Below are 20294 nucleotides of genomic sequence, written 5' to 3' on the forward strand. Positions count from 1 at the left end.
GCTCCCATTTATCGCACAGCACGGCCACTGGATAATGCGCGCCATGTTTCCTTTCTTTGATGCGCAGGTGATGTATGCAAGCGAGTTCCATGGCGGGTGCGGCTTCGGCCACGCCGAAAAAAAACCTGTTGCGGCTGCTGTTGTTGCCGCTGGTGATCTTGGCGGGCATGGGCCTGTCGGTAGAGGCCGGGTTGCTCGGGCCGTTGGGTGTGCAGGTAGGGCACTTATGGGCAACCCTGAGCATTTTCGGCGTCGGTTCGGCGATTTTGTTTCTGTTGCTGCTGTTCAGTGGCCCGCAAAAAGGCCCGGCGTTGACCGACTTGCCACGCTGGCAGTTGATCGGTGGGTTCCTGGGGCCGATGTATGTGGTGGTGTTGACCCTCGCTACGCCGCACATCGGAATCGCGATGACCATGATCGCGATCCTGTCAGGGCAGGTGGGCAAGAGCGTGTTGATCGACCACTTCGGCTGGTTCGGCACCCAGCGCAAGCGGGTCAATGGCGAGCGCTGGATTGCCCTGGCGTTGATTGTGGCGGCACTTGTTCTGATTGCACGAGGGTAAGGCGATGAATCTGATTTTGTTGTTGGTGTTGGTGATCGCCGCAGGCGCGGTCTTGAGCGTGCAAGCCGCGATCAACGGGCGTTTGGGCCAGGCGGTGGGCGTATTGCGCAGCAGCTTGCTGACCTTTGCGGTCGGTGCAATCAGCACGGCGCTGCTGATTTTCTTCTTTGAACCGGCCCAGGCCGTCAGCCTGCTGGACGTGCCGAAATGGCAACTCACCGGTGCCTTGTTTGGCGTGGTGTACATGATGGTGATGGTCGGTGCGGTGCCGGTGGTGGGCACGGCCGTGGCGACGGTGGCGGTGATCGTCGGGCAGTTGGGCATGGGCATGCTGATCGATAATTTCGGCTGGCTGGGCAACCCGGCCATCGAACTGTCGGGCAGCCGACTCGTGGCGATGCTGCTGTTGGCGCTGGCGCTGGTGTTCATGTACCGCAGCAATAGCCGTCTGGCCGATTAACGGCGCTGAACCCGGATGGCTTGCCTATAGTCACTGCTTAAGGTGTGGCGCCCGCTGCACCTGGACGACCATGAAAAAGGAGTCTGACCATGGCTGATAAAACCTGTGCCTGCCCCCATTGCAAGTGCGTACTGGGCAAGGATGCGGTGATGAAGGACGGTAAAGGCTATTGCTGCAAAGGCTGCGCCGAGCACCATGCCCATGGCGAGCCCTGCGCCTCGGCGTCGGGTTGCGAGTGCGCCAAATCGGCCCACGGCTGAAACCTGTAAAAATCCGCTCGGATTATCCGGTGGCGGTCATTACCATGGCCGCTCACCCTTGATCGATGCCTTCTTCATGGCCCTGGCCGCACCTCCCGACCTCTCTGATCACGCCGTCCCCGTGCAACCGTTGGCGCGCACCTACCCGCGTGGGTTGTATGTGGAACCCCACAGCCACGATTGGGGCCAGTTGCTGTATGCCGTGAGCGGGGTGATGTGGGTCGAAACGCCCCGCGAAGCCCTGGTGGTGCCGCCGCAGCGTGCGGTGTGGCTACCGCCGGGGTTGGAGCATGGGATCCGCGTGGTCTCGGACCTGCAGATGCGCAATATCTACCTGCGCCCGGCGCTGGCGGCGACGCTGGACCGCCAGGTGCAGGTGATCGAGGTGGGCGGGTTGTTGCGCGAGCTGATCGTCACCCTGGTCGATCAGGGCGATAACGGCGAGCCAGCGTATTACGATGCGGTGGTCAGCCTGGCCCTGTTGGAACTGCAACGGGCACGCCGTTCGCAGATCCGCATCGCCATGCCAGTGGAGGCCGACCGGCGACTGGTGAATGCCTGCCAGGCGGTGATGGCGGCGCCGTCCCTGGAAATCCCGTTCGAACAGCACGCCGAAGCCGCCGGTGCCAGCGTGCGCACCTTGTCGCGCCTGTTCCAGACCCATCTGGGCATGGGCTTTGCCGAATGGCGCCGCCAGGTGCAACTGGCCACGGCGGTGGCGGAGCTGATCCAGGGCCAGTCCGTCAGCGGCATCGCCCGCTCCCTGGGGTACTCGCCCAGCAGTTTCAGCGACATGTTCCGTCGCGCGCTCGGCGTGGCGCCTTCGCAGTACGTCGGTTGAGGGTTTGGCCGAAATCCTGAAGCACTTGGCCGATGCTTCAGCAATGGGCTCTCTACACTGAGCCCATCCACCCAACTGGCATGACCCCCATGAACTACCTGATTTCCCTCGCCATCGGCCTATTGGTCGGCGTGATCTACGGTGCCCTGGATTTCCGTTCGCCCGCGCCACCCGCCATCGCCCTGGTGGGCCTGATGGGCATGCTGCTGGGTGAAAAGCTCTGGCCCGTGGGCCGGCAGCTGGTCAGCGGTTGGTTGTCCTGAATTCTTTCCTTCTCTTCGATGGATATTGGCCATGAAAGCACTGCAATTTTCCGCCACCGGCGATCTTTCGTCCCTGCGCTTTGTCGACGTCGCCACCCCGGTGCCCGCTGCCGGTGAGGTGCTGGTGCAGGTCAAGGCGGCCGGCCTGAACCCCAGCGACGTGAAAAACGTGCTCGGCCGCTTCCCGTACACCACATTGCCGCGCATTCCCGGGCGTGACTTCGCCGGCGTTGTGGTGGACGGCCCGCAAGCGCTGATCGGCCAGGAAGTGTGGGGCACTGGCCGCGACCTCGGCTTTTTTGCCGATGGCTCCCACGCCCAGTACCTCACGGTGGCCGCCGAAGGCGTGGCGCATAAACCGACCCACCTGAGCTTTGCCCAGGCCGCCAGCCTTGGCGTGCCATACACCACCGCCTGGGATGCACTGGCGCGCAGCGGCGTTACTCAGGGCACGCGCTTGTTGGTGATCGGCGCGAACGGGGCGGTGGGCAGCGCAGCATTGGCGCTGGCCAAGATTCTCGGTGCCGAAGTGTTGGGCGCGGTGCGCAAGGCGGATCAGGTCGAGGTGCTGAAGGCGCAAGGCTTTGATGCAATCACCCTGGGAGAGCCGGAGGCGTTGGGCGCGCAGGTGAATGCGGTGTTCAAGGGCGGCGCCGAGGTGATCTTCGACACCACGGGTTTCTGGCTGCCGGCGGCGGTTGCTGGCTTGGCGCCGTTCGGGCGTATCGCGATCATCGCCGCACCGGTTGACGGCCACGTGCAATTGCCGGCGCTGGCGTTGTACCGCAAGGGTGGTTCGGTGGTGGGGATCAATTCATTGCTCTACAACTGCCAGCAGTGCGCTGTGATGCTGGAGCAGTTCGGCGGCTTCTTTGACGAGGGCATGCTGCCCCTGCCAAGCGGCCTGCGCGAAGTGGCGCTGGCCGACGGTTTGCAGTGCTATGAAGAAGTGAACAGCGGCAGTGCGGACAAGATTATCTTCCTGCCCTGACACATCCTTGTAGGAGCCGGCTTGTCGAGTCGTCGCACCGCGGCGATGGCGATTTCGAGGACGCCATCGCCGGCAAGCCGGCTCCTACAGGGGATCATCAGGCCTCGGGAACGCCTTTTTCCCACGCCGACCAGTTCTTCAGAATCGCCTGCACCAGCGGGTTGCCCGTGCGGTACAGGTTCTCCAGCGCCGGTACAAAGCCGCCCTGGTCTGCGTATTTCAGCAGGTTGTCCACTTCGCTGTAGCCAGGGTACGGCCGGTCGAAGTCGGAGCCGGCGCGCACCACCGCCAGGCGCTGGATATCCACCAAACCTTCACGGCTGGCACGCAGCAGGGCTTCATAGGTGGAGTTGTCTTCCTGCTGGGTGGTGCAGTACTCGCCCTTGTTGTCCGTCAGCAGCTTGGTCCAGACCTCGGCGCGCTCGCTCAGGCGTGTGCCGGAGAACCAGGTATTGCCCGCCAGGGTGTCGCAGCGGGTGACTTGCGGCGGTTGGTTGGCCGGTGCGGCAGGGTAGTGCTTGCGCCAGGCGCTGGATTCCTTGCTTTCGGTCAGTTCGACGTTTTGCGACAAAGCAAACGCCTTAGCCTGCAACTTGGGGTTGAGCTCAAACACTTCGGTCTTGTAGTCCAACGGTGGTTTTTCGTTGGGCCCCTTGGTGTTGATGCCGATGTAACCGGTCGGCCAGTCCTTTGGCGCGTCCCGCGAATCCAGTTCCCACTGGGTACCGAATTCCACCAGGTAATGGGCCCAGGCCGCCGTGCCGATAGTGCCGTGTTTAGGGCTGATACCCGCGATCCCTGCGATCAGGAAATAACTCTGGCGCAGGTCGAACTTGGGCGACAAGGCCAGCGCCAGGGTGGACGCGGCGGCATTGGTCTGGCCCATGCCGGTGACCAGCAGGCACACGTCCTGGGTGTTGCAGCGAATCACCGGATATTCGGCGGACAAGCCCGGCACGCGGACTTCCCGCTTGAGTTCCAGGCGATCGACCCAAGTTTGCGCCTCGGGGGCGAACATGGTGATCAGCATCACCTTGGGCTTGATCGGCGCCGGCGTATCGGCCAATACCGCAGGGGCCAGCAGGGCCAGGCCCACGGCAATCGAGAGACGGGTAAACACGTTCATGTAAAGCTCCTTGATCAGAATTGGTAACCCACGCCGGCGTAGTAACCCCAGCCGTCGGAACGGGCGCGGAAGTTGCCCTCGCCGAAATTCAACTCGCTGCCATCTTCCCAGTTGCCGCCGTTATGGAAGTAACGGCCGACCAGGGTAAAACGCAGGTGGGTGAACGAATACAGCAGCACGTTGGTGGCCACGACCGAGTTGGCGGTACGCGCCGGATTGTCCTTGTGCAGGTCCGAGCCAAAATCGTAGTTAGTGAAGCCGATGTAGGTCAGCGAGGCGCCGTTGTCGAAGCTGCTGATGGGCACGATGTACTTCATCTGCGCGCGGTAGCCATCCCACGAATACTCGTTGCTGGCGCCATAGTTTTCCCACTGGTAACGGCCATAGAAGTTCGCCGACAGGTTGACCCGCGAGTGGGTGTCGATGTCGGTGCCCAAGCCGCTGTACAAGGTGTTGGCGCGGTTGGCCTTGTTGCTGCCGTGGTCGTAGATCCAGTCGAACGCCACATACCATTCCTTGAACGGCCCGATGGCCAGGCTGCGGCCCGCCAGGTAGTCGATGGAGATGCGCGGCTCGTGTTCCATGAACACCGGCGAGCCATGGTCCCACACGCCTTTGTCATTACTGTTACCGATGCCGAGGATCTTCGGCACATCGATGTAGCCGTACAGCTCGAACGGGCCCTTGCGGCCGAAGTACTCGTATTCCAGGTAGACATCATCCTGTGGCTTGGGGCCGAAGCTGATGTCTTTGCTGCCGATCAGTGTGAGGTCCTGGTTGAACCATTCCGACAGATAGACGCCTTTTTTCGCCGGGCTGGCTTCAGGGTTTTTCGTGTCGGGGCTCAGTGTTTCGCCCTGTGCTGAGTCATCGATGGGTGTTTCCTGCGCCAAAAGGGGGGCGCTGAGTACTCCCGTAACGGCGGCCAGTAGCAAAGAAACACCAAGGGAAGCAGGACGCCTTGAGGTGGGGTGCATTGAAAATCCCTATTCGTACGCGGTTTGAACCCGATTCTTCGGGTAAAGGTGAACCTGGTTGCCAAGTTCGTTCCGCAAACGTTTGCACAGGCTGTACCAACTTCTCTCAATCGGTTGATCAGCTTGAAAAAAATGGGGATTAGTCGACCTTTTGATCAGAAATGACTGGGTGTCATTTTTTCGATGCGATTGAACAGGTGCATCGCGGTTTCGCGACGGTATTCGCTCGGCGTCTGGTTCATCTCGATGCGAAAGTGCCGATTGAAATTGGACAGGTTGGCATAGCCCACTTCAAAGCAGATATCCGCCACCGACATATCGCTTTGCAGCAACAGGCGGCAAGCGCGTTGCACGCGGAACTTGCGCATCAGGTCGATAAAGCCGTGGCCGGTGTTGCGCTTGAAGAAACGTGAAAACCCTGGCTCGCTCATCTCCAACTGTTGGGCGATGACCGACAGGCGCAAGTCGCCGGTGAGTTCACGCATCAGGTAGTCGAAGGCCTTGTTGATTCGCTCGGCGCTGCGCGCGTCCAGGGTCGGTGCGTAGCAGGGGCTGGCGAGTGCCTGGACGTGCTGCACGGGGGCGTTCTTCAGGGTGTTCAGCAATTGCAGGAACAGGATCAGCCGTTGCAGGCCGTGGGCCTTGCCGATGGCCTCCATCAACTGCGCCGCCTGCACGGCGGTGTCGTCGCTGAATTCCAGGCCGCGCCGGGCGGTTTCGAACAGCTGCTGCAGATCGCCGAGTTCCGGCAGGGTCTTGCGCAGGGCGAGGAGGGCAGCGCCGTCGAATTGCAGCACCACGTCGCGGCCGGTCAGGTACTCGCCCGGGGCCAGTTCGCCGATCCAGTCATGGGGCAGGTCCGGACCGATCAACGCCACATGCCCCGCACTGAAAGCGCCGATGTAGTCGCCGGCCACCAGCTTGCCGCTGCCCTGGCGGATCAGGTGGATTTCGAATTCAGGGTGGTGGTTCCAGCGTGCCAGATCAAAGGGGTAGTCGTGTTCGAACCAGCGGAAACAGTGGTCCGGCTCGGGCAGGATCACTTCGAGTTCGGCAGGGCGGTGCTCGAACAGCTGGGCGCGGCTGACAGGCATGATGCGGCCTCTGGGTGGGCGTGGACTCACTTCAAAATACGCGCCCCGCACGGGTGAGCGCTACCCCCGGTTTCGCCCGGCACTGATACTTTTTTGATCCGGGTGGATAAGTTAAAAAAGTATCAGTCGGGCATTCGCCATTCGTTTGTGAGGGGGTGGGCAAGCTGCTGTAATCAGGCCTCAACAACAAAAACAACAGGTGGAAACCGCCATGTTCCAGATCTGCAAAGGCAAGCTCCCGCAAGTGTTGTTCCTGCTTTCCGGCCTGGCGCTGGCCATGCCCAGCCACGCCGCCGACACCGTGACCATCGCCACGGTCAACAACAGCGACATGATCCGCATGCAGCGCCTGTCCAAGGTGTTTGAAGAACAACACCCGGACATCAAGCTCAATTGGGTGGTGCTGGAAGAAAACGTGCTGCGCCAACGCCTCACCACCGACATCGCTACCCAGGGCGGGCAGTTCGACGTGCTGACCATCGGCACCTACGAAACCCCATTGTGGGGCACCAAGCACTGGCTGGAACCGCTGACGCAGCTGCCGGCCGCGTACGACGCCGATGATATTTTCCCTTCGGTACGCCAGGGCCTGTCGGTCAACAACACCCTGTACGCCTTGCCATTCTATGGCGAAAGCACCGTCACCTATTACCGCACCGATTTGTTCAAGCAGGCCGGCCTGAGCATGCCCGCGCACCCGACCTGGACCCAGCTCGGCGAATTCGCCTCCAAGCTCACGGCAAAAGACAAAGACCAATACGGCATGTGCCTGCGGGGCAAGGCCGGCTGGGGTGAGAATATCGCCTTGCTCAGCACCATGGCCAATGCCTTTGGTGCGCGCTGGTTCGACGAGCAGTGGAAGCCCGAACTGACCAGCCCCGAGTGGACGGCCGCCGCCAACTATTACGTCAACACCCTGAAAAATTACGGCCCGCCTGGCGTCTCCAGCAACGGCTTCAACGAAACCCTGGCGCTGTTCAACAGCGGCAAATGCGCGATCTGGGTCGATGCCAGCGTCGCCGGCTCCTTCACCACCGACAAGAGCCAGAGCAAGGTCGCCGACAGCGTCGGTTTCGCCGCCGCGCCCACCGAGGTCACCGACAAGGGCTCCTCCTGGCTGTACGCCTGGTCCCTGGCCATCCCGGCCACCTCCAAGCACAAGGACGCGGCCAAGGCGTTCATTACCTGGGCCACGTCCAAGGACTACATCCAACTGGTCGCCGATAAAGAAGGCATCACCAACGTACCGCCAGGCACCCGCCAGTCCACCTACAGCGAGGCGTACTTGAAGGCCGCTCCGTTTGCCCAGGTCACCCTGGAAATGATGAAGCACGCCGACCCTGCACACCCGTCGGCCAAGCCGGTGCCGTACGTGGGCATTCAATACGTGACCATCCCTGAGTTCCAGGCGATCGGCACGTCGGTGGGCAAGCTGTTCTCCGCCGCGCTCACCGGTGGCATGTCGGTTGACCAGGCGTTGCTCGAAGCCCAGTCCACCACCGAGCGCGAGATGAAACGCGCCGGCTACCCCAAATAATGCCCAAGGACACGAACTTCATGAAACGACTGGAAGGTAAAAGCGCGTTGATCACCGGGTCGGCGCGCGGCATCGGCCGCGCCTTTGCCCAGGCCTATATTGCAGAAGGCGCTACCGTTGCCATCGCCGATATCAACCTGCAACGGGCCCAGGCCACCGCCACTGAACTCGGTCCCAAGGCGTATGCCGTCGCGATGGATGTGACCGACCAGGCCTCCATCGACGGCGCGATTGCCGCCGTGGTGGCCCACGCCGGCAAGCTGGATATCCTGATCAACAATGCCGCGCTGTTCGACCTGGCGCCCATCGTCGACATCACCCGCGACAGCTATGAGCGGCTGTTCTCGATCAACGTTGCCGGCACGCTGTTCACCCTGCAGGCCGCGGCCAAGCAGATGATCAGCCAGGGCCACGGCGGCAAGATCATCAACATGGCCAGCCAGGCCGGGCGCCGGGGCGAGCCGTTGGTGGCGATCTACTGCGCGACCAAGGCGGCGGTGATCAGCCTCACGCAGTCGGCGGGGCTTAACCTGATCAAGCAAGGCATCAACGTCAACGCCATCGCCCCGGGCGTAGTGGATGGCGAACATTGGGACGGGGTGGATGCACTGTTCGCCAAGCATGAAGGCCTGGCGCCTGGCGAGAAGAAGCAGCGGGTAGGGGCCGAAGTACCGTTCGGGCGCATGGGCACGGCAGAGGACTTGACCGGCATGGCGGTCTTCCTGGCCTCGAAGGACGCCGACTACGTCGTCGCCCAGACCTACAACGTCGATGGCGGCAACTGGATGAACTGACCCCACACACCTATAACTGAATGAACTGACCCCACAAACCTTGTAGGAGCCGGCTTGCCGGCGATGGCGACCTTTGATGTTGCAGAAATCTCAGGGGCCCCATCGCCGGCAAGCCGGGCTCCTACAAGGGGTGTTTCATTCCGCAAAGCTGCGGTCGAAGAAGTAGATTTCACCCGGTCTCAGCGCCGCCACCGTCGCCTGCGGCCGGCCACCTTCACCGTGCTTTTTACGGCCCGTCTCCCGCAGATACCCCGCCTCAGTCAGCTTCAACAACCGCTGGCGAATACTGGTCTTCAACACCGGCCGCGCCAGCACCAGGGAAAAAATCGCGGTCGCTTCCGGTGCACTGAACTCCTCACCCAAAAACATCAGCGGCAAGCTGCTGTACAGCGATTTGGACAGCAGCCGCTCCTGCACGGCCGCCACGATCAGGTTGTGATCGAACGGCAGCTTGAGGCTGCCATCCGCCACGTCATCCAGTGAAAACCAGGCCTGATGCTCGCCCAGCGCCACCTCGTCGGCGACGATTGCCAGGTAATAGGTCGACGATGACCAGCAGCGTGGGTCGCGAAACGCATCCCCCACCGTGCCCACTTGCTCGCTCCAGGCCAGTGCCAGGCCGACCTTGTCACTGGCGCGCAACCGTTCCACCGCATCCTTGAGGCTCAGATCTTGCACGTCGCCATTGACCACCACGCCCGGCAGCGCCCAATGCCCGGCGAAGGGTTCGGCGTCGCGTTTGTTGAGCAGCAGTTTCAGCTCGCCGGTGGCGCGGCAATAGAACAGCACGCACAGGTCGACGGTATGGAGGTAGGCGTGAAGGGGCATCGGGCATTCCTTGTAAACAGTGGCGGGGCACAGTCTAACGGATCGAGCAGATATGTCATGTACTCGCTCCAGCATAGATAACTAAATGTTTCTTGCAATGAAAGTACATGACGTGTACTTTTGTTTCCAGGCCACAGGAGAACCACCATGACCCTTGCGAAAACTGCCATTGCCTCATTCGACGTCGACGCCCAGAAGAGCTTCACGCCCCTGTGCCCCAACGAGTTGCCGGTGGCCGGTGGCGACAGGATCGGCGCCGAGCTCAACTACATGGCCAGCCTTGCCGGCCATCGCGTTGGCAGCAAGGACGCCCACACCCCGCATGCCCCCTGGGTGGTGACGCAGCACAGCGACATGCTGCAACCCACTGGCCTGGCCCACGCCGACGTGACCTGGGTGAGTCACTGTGTACCGGGCACCGAGGGTTTCACCTTGCTCGACGAGTTGCCCACGCCCTATGAGTACGACTACTTCATCTGGAAAGGCGTCGAACCCGACCTGCACCCCTATGGCGCCTGCTACCACGACCTGCACGACAAACTTTCCACTGGCGTCATCGAGTACCTCAACGCCAGGGGCGTGAGCCGGGTAATCGTCGGCGGCCTGGCCCTGGACTACTGCGTCAAGACCACCGCGATGCAACTGCTCAAGGCGGGCTTCGAGGTGATCCTGCACCTGCCGGCCTGCCGAGGTATCAGCGAGGAGGGCGGCGTGCAAGCCGTCAATGCGTTGCTCAAGGCCGGTGCCGTCATCAGCAGCACCCGCGAAGAACTGGCCGCGATGGCCGCGCGTTAAGGAGACACACCATGGAAAGTGCCTACGACTACGAAGCCCCGGTGATCCAGGGCTTGCTCGACACCGACTACTACACCTTCACCATGATGCAGGCCGTGTTGCACCAGCACCCGAACGTCGATGTCGAGTACAACTTCATCGTTCGGTCCAGGGAAAAACTTGGCCACCTGATCCCCGAACTGCGCGCCGAGCTGGAGAAGATGGCCGGCCTGCACATGCGCGAAGGTGAGCTGCGTTTTCTGTTCAACCCACGTTTTCGCGAATACCTCACCCCGGACTACGAGCGTTTCCTCGGCCTGTTCCGCTTCAACCTGCGTTACATCCACGTCAGTGAAGTCGACGGCCAACTCAACATCCGTGTGGTCGGGCCGATGCTGCACTGCATCATGTTCGAGCAGCCGGTGCTGGCCCTGGTGAGCGAGCTGCGCAACCGCGACAAGTACCCCGACGTGACCCTGGAAGACGTCACCCGCAAGCTCTACCAGAAGTTCGACTGGCTGGAGAAAAACCTCAGCCGCGACGAGTTGGCCGACCTGCGTGTTTCCGATTTCTCCACGCGCCGGCGTTTGTCGTTCAAGGCCCAGCGTGAAGTGGTCGACATCATGCGCCGCGACTTCCCCGGCCAATTCGTCGGCACCAGCAACGCGCACCTTGCCTATGAATTCGACCTGCCGCTGATCGGCACCATGGCCCACCAATGGCTGATGGTGCACCAGCAACTGGGGCGCCTGCGCGAGAGCCAGAATGCCGCGCTGGAAAACTGGGTGCGTGAATACCGTGGCCGCCTGGGCATTGCCCTGACCGACTGCATCAGCACCGACTTTTTCCTCAAGGACTTCGACCTGTACTTCGCCAAGCTGTATGACGGCCTGCGCCAGGACTCCGGCGACCCCATCGCCTGGGCCGACAAGGTACTGGCCCGCTACAAGCAATTGGGCATCGACCCGATGACCAAGGACCTGATGTTCTCCGACGGCCTGAATTTCGAAAAATGCCTGCCGATCCTGCGTCACGTGCGCGGCAAGGCCAGGTTCGGCTTCGGCATGGGCACCAGCCTGGCCTGCGATGTGGAAGGCGTGGAGCCGTTGAGCATCGTGATGAAACTGGTACGGGTGCACGGCGAGCCGGTGGTGAAGTTCTCGGATGACCCGATCAAGAACGTCTGCGAAGACGCCTCGTTTTTGCAGTACGCAGCACAAGTGTTCAATGTGGGCAAGGTGGAGGTGTGACATGCAAGACCGTATCGCACAGGAACTGAACATCAATCGGCAACTGGTCAAGGGCGGTGAGGCCAAGGAAATCCAGCGGCGCATCGACTTCATCAAGGCCACCTTGCGCAGTTCTGGCGGCAAGGCCCTGGTGCTGGGCATCAGCGGCGGCGTCGATTCCCTCACCGCTGGCCGTCTGTGCCAGCTGGCCGCCGAGCAATTGCGCAGCGAAGGGTATGCCGCGCATTTCATCGCCATGCGCCTGCCCTACAAGACCCAGGCCGACGAGCGTGACGCCCAGGCTTCCCTGGGTTTCATCACCCCGGACCAGATCGATACCCTGAACATCGCCGCCAGTGTCGACGGCCTGATGGCCAGCCTCACCGCCAGCGAAGCCAGCGCGGCCCATGTCGACTTCATCAAAGGCAACGTCAAGGCCCGTGCGCGGATGATCGCTCAGTACGCCGTGGCCAACCTGCACAACGGCCTGGTGGTCGGTACCGACCACGGCGCCGAAGCCTTGATGGGGTTCTTCACCAAATTCGGTGACGGTGCTTGTGACCTGGCGCCACTGTCGGGCCTGACCAAGACCCAGGTACGCCTGCTGGCCACGGCCCTGGGTGCGCCGGACAACCTGGTGCACAAACACCCCACCGCTGACCTGGAAGAACTGGCACCCGGCAAGCTGGATGAGCACGCTTATGGCTGCTCGTATGCCGAGATCGATGCCTACCTGATGGGCGAACCGGTGAGCGAGCGGGTACGCCACATCGTGGAGCAAGCCTACCTGAAGACCGCCCACAAACGCGCGTTACCCATCACCCCCCTGTAGGCGCCGGCTTGCCGGCGATGATCGCAACGGCACCGCGTTTCTCCAGAATGCCCGCGTTATCGTTAACGAGCATCGCAGGCAAGCCAGCTCCCACAGGAGATGCTGATTAGCGCTCGATCGAGCGACTCCACCGCGCATTCCACTCCGGCCGCGCCAGGTTCACTTTGTCCCAATCAATCGAGATCGCCGTCTGCAAGTAACCCTGCATCGCTTCCACCCGCGCGCGGGTCTTGTCGGTGGTCGGTGTGGTCGGGTTCGACGGGATCTGGTCACCTTCCTCCAGCGCCGGCGCCTGGGCTTCGGCGGTCAGCAGGAAGGCCGCGAGTTTCTGCGCCAGTTCCGGCTGGTCATTGCGCGCAATCACGCATTCGGCCACGTTCAGCACCACCGCGCCTTCCTTGGGTTGCGCATATTCCATCGGCACACCCAGCAGCTTCTGAGTGGTGACCTGGGTCGGCGTCAGCGGGAAGATCGCCGCTTCGTCGGTTTGCACCATCTCGGAGATCTTCGCCGAGCTGGCGATGTATTCCAGCACATTCGGCCCGATGGTTTTTGGCCAGGCCTTGAAGCCCGGCTCCACGTTCGTCTCGTCGCCGCCCTGGATACGGTTGAACATCAGGAAGCCGTGCAGGCCGAAGGTGGACGACGCCAGGGATTGGAACACCACTTTGTCCTTGAAGCGCGGGTCGGCCAGGTCCATCCACGAGGTCGGCGCTGCCCAGCCTTTTTCCTTGAACATCTTGGCGTTGTAGCCAAGGCCCGTCACGCCGAGGGTCACGGCCACGGCCTCTTCCTTGATCTTCGCTTTGGCGGGGATCTGGTCGAGGGTCGGGTTCGGCGTGAGCTTGTCGCACAGGCCCATGGAGATGGCGCGGTACATGATGCCGTCGTCAAGGAACATCACGTGCATCTGCGGGTTGTCTTTGTTGGCCTGGACCTTGGCGAGGATGTCCGACGAGGTGCCGGGCACGATCACCACCTTGACGTTGTTGGCCTTTTCGAACGCGGGCAACACCTTGTCGGCGTACACCCGTTCCATGGTGCCGCCGTTCATGCCCAGGTACAGCGTGGGCGCGGCATGGGCGGTAGAGGCGAGCAGGGCGAGGGACAAGCAGGACAGCGCAATACGTGGGTTCATGGATGTTTTTCCTCTCAGGCTTGGAAACGACGGATGGAAAACGCTTCGATGGGTTGCCGGCTGGCCCCGCTGCAGACGATCTCTGCCAGGGCTTCACCGACGGCGGGGCCGAGCTGGAACCCGGCGCCGGCAAAGCCGAAACCGTGGAGCAGGCCGGGTTGAGTGCTGCTGGGGCCGATCACCGGTTCATGATCGGGGAGGTAACCTTCGGTGCCGCTCCAGGTGCGGATGGCCTGGGCACCCTTGAGAAACGGGTACAGCTCGCCGGCATTGCGCAAAATCTCCAGCACCGCCGCTTGCCCAGGGCGGGCCTGCTGCGGGCCGAGGGCAAAGCCCCGACCGCCGCCGAGGATGCAATTGCCCCGGGCGACCTGCCGCGCATAGATGCCGCCGCCTTCCACGCCGGTGCTCACGTCCATCACCACCGGCAACGGCTCGGTCACCAGCATGGCCGGGTGCGCCGAGGTGATCGGCACCGGCTCGCCAAACTGCGCGGCGACGGTACCGGCCCAGGCGCCGGCGCAATTCAACAGCCACGGCGCTTGCAACTGCAGGCCATTGGCGCACCTCACCTGGAATTGGCGGCCGTCGTGTTCGATGCGGATCACTTCCGCCTGCTCGTACACCGTGGCGCCGCAGCGTTGCGCCGCACGGGCGAAGGCCGGCGACACCAGGCGCGGGTTGGCGTGGCCGTCTTCCGGGCACAACGACGCGCCCACGGCGATATCGCCCACCCACGGGAAACGTGCGCGCAGCTCGGTGTAGTCGAGCAGCTGCAAGCCCAGGCCAAAGCCACGGGTCTGTTCGGCATAGGCTTGCAAGGCGGCGAAATCGGCATGGCTGCGCGCCAGTTTCAGATGCCCGGAGCGCACGTATTCGCCGTCGATGCCGATCAGCCCCGGCAAGTCTGCCCACAGTTCATGGGCGCGTTGCGACAACGGCAGTTGATGCAACGGCCGCCCCTGGCGCCGCACGCCGCCATAGTTGACGCCGCTGGAATGGGAGCCGCAGAAGTCTCGCTCCACCAGTGCGACACGTTGGCCTTTTTGCGCCAGGGTCAAGGCCGCCGAGGCGCCGACGATCCCGCCGCCCAGTACGATCACGTCGATCATGGCTGCACCTCCACGCCAAACGGCAGGGGCTTGATGGGGGCCTGGCCACGCAACCGGCCGACCTCGTCAATGCCCCGGCCACTGCGCTCGGCCACAATCTCGGCAGCCGCCAAGCCGCACATGCGCCCCTGGCAGCGGCCCATGCCGACGCGGCAGTGAGCCTTGACCCGGTTGATTTCCCAGTGGCCTTCATCCACCACGGCGCGCACATCGCCCACGCTGACCTCTTCGCAGCGGCACAAGATCAAATTATCCGGTGCCTGCGCGGCCCACTGTTCGGGGAAGGGGAACGCGGTTTCCAGGCCATGGCGAAAGCGCTGGATACCGGCCAGCTGTTGTTCGAGCACGGCGGTGCGGCGCTGGTCAATTGCGATGCCCGAATCTTCCAGCACCGCCAATGCCGCACGCTCGCCGGCCATCTGTGCGGCGTCGGCGCCCATGATCCCGGCCCCATCGCCCGCCAGGTACACGCCGTTCACGCTGCTGCGTCCGGCGCTGTCCCGTTGTGGCAGCCAGGCGCGATTTAACGCGTTCCAGGCGAACTCACAGCCGAGCAAGTCCGCCAGTTGCGTCTCGCTGCGCAGGGCATGGGCGAAGGCCACCGCATCGCATTCCAGGGTGCGCGAACCCCAGCGAATCCCAGTGACCCGTTGCTCACCGTCAATCTGCTCAAGCGTGGCGCCCTGGTGCACCGGAATGCCGTGGGCAGTAAGCCATGCGCGGTAATACAAACCTTTGGCCAAGGTTGCCGGTTGACCCAGCAACGCAGGCAACGCACGGCACTGCGCGCTGAACGGCGCACTGTCGAGCACCGCCACCACCTGGGCGCCGGCCTTGGCGTACTGATAAGCCACCAGATACAGCAACGGCCCGCTGCCACAAAACGCCACGCGCTCGCCGATGGCGCAGCCCTGGTACTTCAGGGCGATCTGCGCCGCGCCCAGGCTGTACACGCCGGGCAGGGTCCAGCCCGGCACCGGCAGGATGCGGTCGGTGGCACCGGTGGCGACGACGAGCTGCGAATACTCGATGCTTTCGGCGCGGCCGTTTTTGAGCAGGTCGAGACGGCCATCCTCGGCATTCCACACCAGGGTTTCCGCGCGGTAGTCGATCAAGGGCGCCAGTTCATCCATCGTGCGGTGCACAGCCTCGGCCTTGCCCGCTTCAAAACCGTAGAGTTGCTTGGCCGAGCGCTGGAAGTTCGCCGGTTGGCGACGATAAATCTGCCCGCCGCCGCGCGCGCTTTCATCCACCAGGCACGGTGTGATGCCATGGTCGAGCAAGGTGCGCGCCGCGCTGATGCCGGCCGGGCCTGCGCCCACAATCACCACCGGCTTCATGGCTGGCGTCCCGGGTCGCGGCTGATGGCCTGGCCGGCTTCCAGCAGGGTCGAGCACGCGCGCACGCGCCGGCCATCGGCAAGCCTTACCCAACAATCCTGGCAGGCACCCATCAGGCAGAAACCGGCGCGCCGTTCGGCACTGAAATCGCTGCCCCGCAGGTGATCGGCGCAGGTCAGTACGGCGGTGAGTACGGTGTCGCCGAGCAAGCCGGTCGCCGGTTGCCCGTCGAGGGTGAAGGCCAGGGCAGGGCGCCCGGTCTCGGCCAAGCGTTTGAACAAAGCCATCAGTGTTTCCCCACCAATACGCGGTCCAGGCCGTAGACCCGGTCCAGCAGGATCATGGTCGCGGCGGTCAGCGCAATCACCAGCGCGGAAACGGCAGCCATCATCGGGTCGATGGACTCGGTGGCGTACACGTACATGCGCACCGGCAGGGTTTGCGTGGCCGGCGAGCTGACAAAGATCGACAGCGTCACCTCATCGAAACTGTTGATGAACGCCAGCAACCAGCCGCCTGCCACACCGGGCAGGATCATCGGCAAGGTGATCTGGCGAAACAGCGTAAAGCGGCTGGCACCGAGGGATTCGGCGGCCTGCTCGGCACTGCGATCAATGCCGATGGCGGCCGCCAATACCAGGCGCAGCACGTAGGGGGTGATGATCACCACGTGAGCCAGCATCAACCAGGTGAAGCTGCCATTGACGCCCATCAGGGCGAACAGGCGCAGCATCGCCACGCCCAGCACCAAGTGCGGGATGATGATCGGCGACAGGAACAGGGCGCTGAAAAAGTTGCGCCCCGGGAACTGGTAGCGGCTGATCGCCAGGGCCGCCGGCACGGCAATCAACGTCGCCAGGCTGGCGGCGGTAAAGGCCAGGATCAGACTGTTATAGAACGCCTGGATAAAGTCAGCGCGCTCGAACACCGCACGGAACCAGCGCAGGGAGAAGCCCGACGTTGGAATGCTCAAGGTGTTTTCCGGAGTGAAGGCCACCAGGCACACCACCACCAGTGGCGCCATCATGAACAGCACCACCAAGCCATGGAAACCGAGGGCCAAAGGACCGTTTCTGGACATGCGCTTAAACCCCCAGGGACTTTTTGTAGCGGCGTTCGACCATGCGGTTCCAGCTCAGCATGATCAGCAGGTTGACCAACAGCAGCACCACCGCGATGGTCGCGCCCATGGGCCAGTTGAGTTCCGAGAGGTACTGGTCGTACACCACCGTGGCGACCATCTTCAGGCGACGCCCGCCGAGCAGGCCGGGGATCGCGAACGAACTGGCGGCCAGGCCGAACACGATCAAGGTGCCGGACAGCACACCGGGCATCACCTGCGGCAGCACGATCTTGCGCATCACCGTGGCCTGGCTCGCGCCGAGGGACAACGCCGCCTGTTCGGCCGACGGGTCGAGCTTCTGCAAGGACGTCCACACCGGGATGATCATGAACGGCAGCATCACGTGCACCAGCGCGATCACCACCGCAAAGGGCGTGTACAGCAGTTTCATCGGGCGCCCGCCCAAGGCCTGGATCACCTGGTTGACCAACCCGTCGGCGCCGAGCAACAGGCTCCAGCCGAAGGCACGCACCACCACTGAGATCAGCAGCGGCGTGAGGATCAGGATCAGGAAAATCGAGCGCCACGGGGTGCCCATGCGGCTGAGGATGTAGGCCTCGGGCACGCCGATCACCACGCACAGCAGGGTCACCAGCGCGCTGATCCAGAACGTGCGCCAGAAGATTTCGTAGAAGTACGCATCGCTGAACAGCGACAGGTAATGGGCCAGGGTCCATTCATCGGCCTTCACCCCCACCTGGTAGTCGAACACGTTGAACGACAGCACCAGGGTCATCAGCAGCGGCAACACCAGCAGCCCGGTGAACAGCGCCAGGGCCGGCAGCGACAACAGGTAGCCCCGGCTCATGCGCGCACCTCGTCGGCGGCCAGCACGCGCAGCAGGTCAGCCTGCCAGTCCAGACCCACGAGGGCGCCGCAGCCCAGCGGCGCGCTGCCATCGTTGCTGCGCACCACGGTGATTTCGCCCAGCAGGGTGTGAATGCGGTACAGCCACTGGCTGCCGAAGAAGTAGCGGTCGAGGACCTTGCCTTGCAGGCGACCGTGACCTGCATCCACCAGCTGGATTTTTTCCGGGCGCAGGCTGAGGGTCAGCTCGCCGTGGCCGCTTTCATGACGCACTTGCGGCACGCCCAGTTGGTCGTAGTCGCCGGGCAGCAGGTTGGCCTTGCCAACGAAGTCCGAGATGAACCGCGTGCGTGGGTGTTCATACAGCTTGTAGGGCGCATCCACCTGGGTCACGCGGCCGGCCTGCATGACCACCACGCGGTCGCTGATGGACAGCGCTTCGGCCTGGTCATGGGTGACCATCAGGGTGGTGATGCCCACCGCGCACTGGATGCGACGGATCTCAAACTGCATCTCTTCGCGCAGGTTGGCGTCGAGGTTGGACAGCGGTTCATCGAGCAGCAGCACCGGCGGCTCGATCACCAGGGCACGGGCGAGGGCCACGCGCTGGCGCTGACCACCGGACAACTCGCGCGGGTAGCGTTCGGCGTGGGGCGCCAGGCGCACCAGTTCCAGCACGGTCTTGACCTTGGCAGCGATCTCGGCGGCGGGCACTTTGCGCATCTTCAGGCCGAAGGCGACGTTGTCGCGCACGCTCATGTGGGGGAACAGCGCGTAGCTCTGGAACACCACCCCCAGGCCACGGCTGGCGGGCTTGGCGTGGGTGATGTCACGGCCGTCGAGCAGGATCTGCCCGCCGCTCACGTCAACGAAGCCGGCAATCATTTGCAGGGTGGTGGTCTTGCCGCAGCCCGACGGGCCGAGCAGGGACACGAACTCGCCTTTTTCCACCGCAAGGTCGGTGGCGACCACCGCATCGACGGCGCCGTAGCGTTTGCTCAAGGCGTTGAGTTGGAGAAATGCCATGGTTGCGTTCCACCTTTTTTAAGTCGCGTCGACACGCGCTTTGTTGTTTTGGGCAGATGCGAAAAGAGTGTTGCGGGTGCGGTGGCGCTCGATCTTTTAGTCGGCTGCCGGTTGTTGTTCATTTCGCCCCTGGTGGACGCAGATTAGGACGAAGACTAGGATGGGCGAAAGATAGAATTTCACTGAACGGACTACTATTTTCAGTTTTATTCACTCACCGGAATTTACCAAGAGATCTGTTGTTATGGATTCCAATGAACGAAACGCAAACGCCAGGGAAGTCGGTGTCGGTGGGGTGTCCCGGCTGTTTGCGCTGCTGCGCACCCTGGGTGAGGTGCCGGAGGGCGGCGAGCGTGTGACCCAATTGGCGCAGCAGGTCGGTTTGTCGCAACCGACCACTCACCGCTTGCTGCGCAGCCTGATGGACGAAGGCATGGTCGAGCAGGACGCGCGCAGCAAGCGCTATCGCCTGAGCCTGGAGTTCTTCGCCCTGGCGGCCAATGCGGGCAAGACCGGCAACCTGCGCGACCTGGTGCGGCCAAGCATGTTGCGCCTCAGCGCATCGCTGGGGGACTCGCTGTTCCTGCTGGCGCGCTCGGGGTTTGACGCGATCTGCCTGGACCGCAGCGAAGGCCCGTACCCGATCCGCACCTTCACCGGAGATATCGGCGGGCGCGTGGCATTGGGCGTGGGGCAGGGCAGCCTGGCGATCCTGGCGTTTTTGCCGGAGGAAGAGCGTGAAACGGTGATTCGCTACAACCTGCCACGGCTCAAGGACTTCCACCTGTATGACGAAGTGTTGTTGCGTTCGGAGGTAGAGAACGTACGCACCCTGGGTTACGCGGCACGCAATACCGGCGTGCTGGAAGGCATGGCGGGGTTGGCAGTGCCGATCCTCAACCGCGATGGTCACGCGGTGGCGGCCTTGAGTGTGGCGACCATCAGCGACCGGCTGGGGCCGAGCCGGTTGCCGATGGTGGTGGAGTTGCTCAAGCGCGAAGCGGCGGCGATCGGGCCGAGGATCAACCCCTTCGATCCCACACTGCGCCGCCCCTCACAAACCTTTGGCGGATAAAAAATAGGTGCAACACCGCAGATCAAATGTAGGAGCCGGGGGGGGGGGGGGGGGGGGGGGGGGGGGGGGGGGGGGGGGGGGGGGGGGGGGGGGGGGGGGGGGGG

The 20294-nt window shown here is 63.1% G+C and carries 23 protein-coding genes; 12 read left to right on the forward strand and 11 right to left on the reverse strand.

Translation table 11 applies throughout. The annotated features are described in order from the left end of the window. Positions 1-74: 74 nt before the first annotated feature. The 6 genes from AC07SU_RS28350 (at position 75) to AC07SU_RS28375 (ending at position 3378) form a co-directional block, all read left to right on the forward strand. Positions 75-563, forward strand: coding sequence for a DMT family transporter (locus tag AC07SU_RS28350; protein WP_176996562.1), 489 nt, complete (start codon positions 75-77; stop codon positions 561-563). Between the two features lie 4 nt (positions 564-567). Next, entirely contained in the window at positions 568-1023 is a 456-nt protein-coding gene (locus AC07SU_RS28355; protein WP_494998946.1) for a DMT family transporter, read from the forward strand. An 89-nt stretch (positions 1024-1112) separates the two neighbouring features. Further along, entirely contained in the window at positions 1113-1283 is a 171-nt protein-coding gene (locus AC07SU_RS28360; RefSeq protein WP_176996560.1) for a metallothionein, read from the forward strand. Between the two features lie 76 nt (positions 1284-1359). After that, positions 1360-2124 carry an AraC family transcriptional regulator gene (locus tag AC07SU_RS28365; protein ID WP_494998960.1) on the forward strand — a complete coding sequence of 255 codons (765 nt, stop codon included), beginning with the start codon at positions 1360-1362 and terminating at the stop codon, positions 2122-2124. An 89-nt stretch (positions 2125-2213) separates the two neighbouring features. Further along, on the forward strand, positions 2214-2387 hold the full coding sequence (locus AC07SU_RS28370; protein ID WP_176996559.1) for a DUF1427 family protein: 174 nt from the start codon (positions 2214-2216) through the stop codon (positions 2385-2387). Between the two features lie 31 nt (positions 2388-2418). After that, the gene (locus tag AC07SU_RS28375) at positions 2419-3378 is read left to right on the forward strand and encodes a quinone oxidoreductase family protein (RefSeq protein WP_494998947.1); all 960 of its coding nucleotides are present in this window, start codon (positions 2419-2421) and stop codon (positions 3376-3378) included. Between the two features lie 97 nt (positions 3379-3475). On the opposite strand, the gene AC07SU_RS28380 is transcribed toward AC07SU_RS28375, so the two are convergent. From AC07SU_RS28380 to AC07SU_RS28390, 3 genes are all read right to left on the reverse strand, one after another. After that, the gene (locus AC07SU_RS28380) at positions 3476-4504 is read right to left on the reverse strand and encodes a purine-nucleoside phosphorylase (RefSeq protein WP_494998948.1); all 1029 of its coding nucleotides are present in this window, start codon (positions 4502-4504) and stop codon (positions 3476-3478) included. Between the two features lie 14 nt (positions 4505-4518). Beyond that, entirely contained in the window at positions 4519-5481 is a 963-nt protein-coding gene (locus tag AC07SU_RS28385; protein ID WP_494998949.1) for a nucleoside-specific channel-forming protein Tsx, read from the reverse strand. Between the two features lie 155 nt (positions 5482-5636). Further along, positions 5637-6575: an AraC family transcriptional regulator gene (locus AC07SU_RS28390; protein WP_494998950.1), complete on the reverse strand. Its 939-nt coding sequence runs from the start codon at positions 6573-6575 to the stop codon at positions 5637-5639. 277 nt (positions 6576-6852) lie between these two features. On the opposite strand from AC07SU_RS28390, the gene AC07SU_RS28395 reads away from it, so the two are divergent. Together AC07SU_RS28395 and AC07SU_RS28400 are read left to right on the forward strand one after the other, a co-directional pair. Next, on the forward strand, positions 6853-8112 hold the full coding sequence (locus AC07SU_RS28395; protein WP_494998961.1) for an ABC transporter substrate-binding protein: 1260 nt from the start codon (positions 6853-6855) through the stop codon (positions 8110-8112). Between the two features lie 20 nt (positions 8113-8132). Then, complete coding sequence (locus AC07SU_RS28400) at positions 8133-8906, forward strand: L-iditol 2-dehydrogenase (protein ID WP_494998951.1); 774 nt, start codon at positions 8133-8135, stop codon at positions 8904-8906. 135 nt (positions 8907-9041) lie between these two features. On the opposite strand, the gene AC07SU_RS28405 is transcribed toward AC07SU_RS28400, so the two are convergent. Then, positions 9042-9734, reverse strand: a complete 693-nt coding sequence (locus AC07SU_RS28405) for an NUDIX hydrolase (protein WP_494998952.1) — start codon at positions 9732-9734, stop codon at positions 9042-9044. Between the two features lie 147 nt (positions 9735-9881). Here AC07SU_RS28405 and AC07SU_RS28410 point away from each other — a divergent pair, with 147 nt between their 5' ends. The 3 genes from AC07SU_RS28410 to nadE are packed head-to-tail and all read left to right on the forward strand — an operon-like array spanning position 9882 to position 12569. Then, a complete protein-coding gene (locus AC07SU_RS28410) occupies positions 9882-10529 on the forward strand; it encodes a nicotinamidase (protein WP_494998953.1) in 648 nt (215 codons plus the stop codon). 11 nt (positions 10530-10540) lie between these two features. Further along, positions 10541-11758, forward strand: coding sequence for a nicotinate phosphoribosyltransferase (gene pncB / locus AC07SU_RS28415; protein ID WP_494998954.1), 1218 nt, complete (start codon positions 10541-10543; stop codon positions 11756-11758). A gap of 1 nt (position 11759) precedes the next feature. After that, positions 11760-12569 carry an NAD(+) synthase gene (gene nadE / locus AC07SU_RS28420; protein WP_176996549.1) on the forward strand — a complete coding sequence of 270 codons (810 nt, stop codon included), beginning with the start codon at positions 11760-11762 and terminating at the stop codon, positions 12567-12569. A 106-nt stretch (positions 12570-12675) separates the two neighbouring features. Here nadE and AC07SU_RS28425 read toward each other — a convergent pair whose 3' ends face one another. The 7 genes from AC07SU_RS28425 to AC07SU_RS28455 are packed head-to-tail and all read right to left on the reverse strand — an operon-like array spanning position 12676 to position 19115. After that, the gene (locus AC07SU_RS28425) at positions 12676-13707 is read right to left on the reverse strand and encodes an ABC transporter substrate-binding protein (protein WP_176996548.1); all 1032 of its coding nucleotides are present in this window, start codon (positions 13705-13707) and stop codon (positions 12676-12678) included. A 14-nt stretch (positions 13708-13721) separates the two neighbouring features. Next, positions 13722-14819 carry an NAD(P)/FAD-dependent oxidoreductase gene (locus AC07SU_RS28430; protein ID WP_494998955.1) on the reverse strand — a complete coding sequence of 366 codons (1098 nt, stop codon included), beginning with the start codon at positions 14817-14819 and terminating at the stop codon, positions 13722-13724. Further along, positions 14816-16159 (reverse strand): FAD/NAD(P)-dependent oxidoreductase, encoded by a 1344-nt coding sequence (locus AC07SU_RS28435; RefSeq protein ID WP_494998956.1) that lies wholly within the window; start codon positions 16157-16159, stop codon positions 14816-14818. Before AC07SU_RS28435 ends, AC07SU_RS28430 begins: the two co-directional genes overlap by 4 nt. Next, the gene (locus AC07SU_RS28440) at positions 16156-16446 is read right to left on the reverse strand and encodes a (2Fe-2S)-binding protein (RefSeq protein ID WP_494998957.1); all 291 of its coding nucleotides are present in this window, start codon (positions 16444-16446) and stop codon (positions 16156-16158) included. The genes AC07SU_RS28435 and AC07SU_RS28440 overlap by 4 nt, the downstream gene beginning before the upstream one ends. Further along, a complete protein-coding gene (locus tag AC07SU_RS28445; protein WP_078743198.1) occupies positions 16446-17240 on the reverse strand; it encodes an ABC transporter permease in 795 nt (264 codons plus the stop codon). The genes AC07SU_RS28440 and AC07SU_RS28445 overlap by 1 nt, the downstream gene beginning before the upstream one ends. A gap of 4 nt (positions 17241-17244) precedes the next feature. Then, positions 17245-18090 (reverse strand): ABC transporter permease, encoded by an 846-nt coding sequence (locus AC07SU_RS28450; protein ID WP_176996544.1) that lies wholly within the window; start codon positions 18088-18090, stop codon positions 17245-17247. Continuing rightward, entirely contained in the window at positions 18087-19115 is a 1029-nt protein-coding gene (locus tag AC07SU_RS28455) for an ABC transporter ATP-binding protein (protein ID WP_494998958.1), read from the reverse strand. Before AC07SU_RS28455 ends, AC07SU_RS28450 begins: the two co-directional genes overlap by 4 nt. A 244-nt stretch (positions 19116-19359) precedes the next feature. Here AC07SU_RS28455 and AC07SU_RS28460 point away from each other — a divergent pair, with 244 nt between their 5' ends. Beyond that, positions 19360-20190 (forward strand): IclR family transcriptional regulator, encoded by an 831-nt coding sequence (locus AC07SU_RS28460; protein WP_494998959.1) that lies wholly within the window; start codon positions 19360-19362, stop codon positions 20188-20190. The last annotated feature ends 104 nt before the right edge of the window (positions 20191-20294 follow it).

The organism is Pseudomonas sp. GW821-FHT05H12 (assembly GCF_059419385.1).

What these genes read in the sequence shown, in the direction of transcription:
- AC07SU_RS28360 (WP_176996560.1), top strand. Translation starts at nt 1,113, where the DNA reads ATGGCTGATAAAACCTGTGCCTGCCCCCATTGCAAGTGCGTACTGGGC.
- AC07SU_RS28370 (WP_176996559.1), top strand. Translation starts at nt 2,214, where the DNA reads ATGAACTACCTGATTTCCCTCGCCATCGGCCTATTGGTCGGCGTGATC.
- AC07SU_RS28460 (WP_494998959.1), top strand. Translation starts at nt 19,360, where the DNA reads ATGGATTCCAATGAACGAAACGCAAACGCCAGGGAAGTCGGTGTCGGT.
- AC07SU_RS28405 (WP_494998952.1), bottom strand. Translation starts at nt 9,734, where the DNA reads ATGCCCCTTCACGCCTACCTCCATACCGTCGACCTGTGCGTGCTGTTC.
- AC07SU_RS28440 (WP_494998957.1), bottom strand. Translation starts at nt 16,446, where the DNA reads ATGGCTTTGTTCAAACGCTTGGCCGAGACCGGGCGCCCTGCCCTGGCC.
- AC07SU_RS28400 (WP_494998951.1), top strand. Translation starts at nt 8,133, where the DNA reads ATGAAACGACTGGAAGGTAAAAGCGCGTTGATCACCGGGTCGGCGCGC.
- pncB (WP_494998954.1), top strand. Translation starts at nt 10,541, where the DNA reads ATGGAAAGTGCCTACGACTACGAAGCCCCGGTGATCCAGGGCTTGCTC.
- AC07SU_RS28445 (WP_078743198.1), bottom strand. Translation starts at nt 17,240, where the DNA reads ATGTCCAGAAACGGTCCTTTGGCCCTCGGTTTCCATGGCTTGGTGGTG.
- nadE (WP_176996549.1), top strand. Translation starts at nt 11,760, where the DNA reads ATGCAAGACCGTATCGCACAGGAACTGAACATCAATCGGCAACTGGTC.
- AC07SU_RS28455 (WP_494998958.1), bottom strand. Translation starts at nt 19,115, where the DNA reads ATGGCATTTCTCCAACTCAACGCCTTGAGCAAACGCTACGGCGCCGTC.
- AC07SU_RS28435 (WP_494998956.1), bottom strand. Translation starts at nt 16,159, where the DNA reads ATGAAGCCGGTGGTGATTGTGGGCGCAGGCCCGGCCGGCATCAGCGCG.
- AC07SU_RS28380 (WP_494998948.1), bottom strand. Translation starts at nt 4,504, where the DNA reads ATGAACGTGTTTACCCGTCTCTCGATTGCCGTGGGCCTGGCCCTGCTG.
- AC07SU_RS28430 (WP_494998955.1), bottom strand. Translation starts at nt 14,819, where the DNA reads ATGATCGACGTGATCGTACTGGGCGGCGGGATCGTCGGCGCCTCGGCG.
- AC07SU_RS28425 (WP_176996548.1), bottom strand. Translation starts at nt 13,707, where the DNA reads ATGAACCCACGTATTGCGCTGTCCTGCTTGTCCCTCGCCCTGCTCGCC.
- AC07SU_RS28355 (WP_494998946.1), top strand. Translation starts at nt 568, where the DNA reads ATGAATCTGATTTTGTTGTTGGTGTTGGTGATCGCCGCAGGCGCGGTC.
- AC07SU_RS28410 (WP_494998953.1), top strand. Translation starts at nt 9,882, where the DNA reads ATGACCCTTGCGAAAACTGCCATTGCCTCATTCGACGTCGACGCCCAG.
- AC07SU_RS28395 (WP_494998961.1), top strand. Translation starts at nt 6,853, where the DNA reads ATGCCCAGCCACGCCGCCGACACCGTGACCATCGCCACGGTCAACAAC.
- AC07SU_RS28390 (WP_494998950.1), bottom strand. Translation starts at nt 6,575, where the DNA reads ATGCCTGTCAGCCGCGCCCAGCTGTTCGAGCACCGCCCTGCCGAACTC.
- AC07SU_RS28365 (WP_494998960.1), top strand. Translation starts at nt 1,360, where the DNA reads ATGGCCCTGGCCGCACCTCCCGACCTCTCTGATCACGCCGTCCCCGTG.
- AC07SU_RS28385 (WP_494998949.1), bottom strand. Translation starts at nt 5,481, where the DNA reads ATGCACCCCACCTCAAGGCGTCCTGCTTCCCTTGGTGTTTCTTTGCTA.
- AC07SU_RS28350 (WP_176996562.1), top strand. Translation starts at nt 75, where the DNA reads ATGCAAGCGAGTTCCATGGCGGGTGCGGCTTCGGCCACGCCGAAAAAA.
- AC07SU_RS28375 (WP_494998947.1), top strand. Translation starts at nt 2,419, where the DNA reads ATGAAAGCACTGCAATTTTCCGCCACCGGCGATCTTTCGTCCCTGCGC.
- AC07SU_RS28450 (WP_176996544.1), bottom strand. Translation starts at nt 18,090, where the DNA reads ATGAGCCGGGGCTACCTGTTGTCGCTGCCGGCCCTGGCGCTGTTCACC.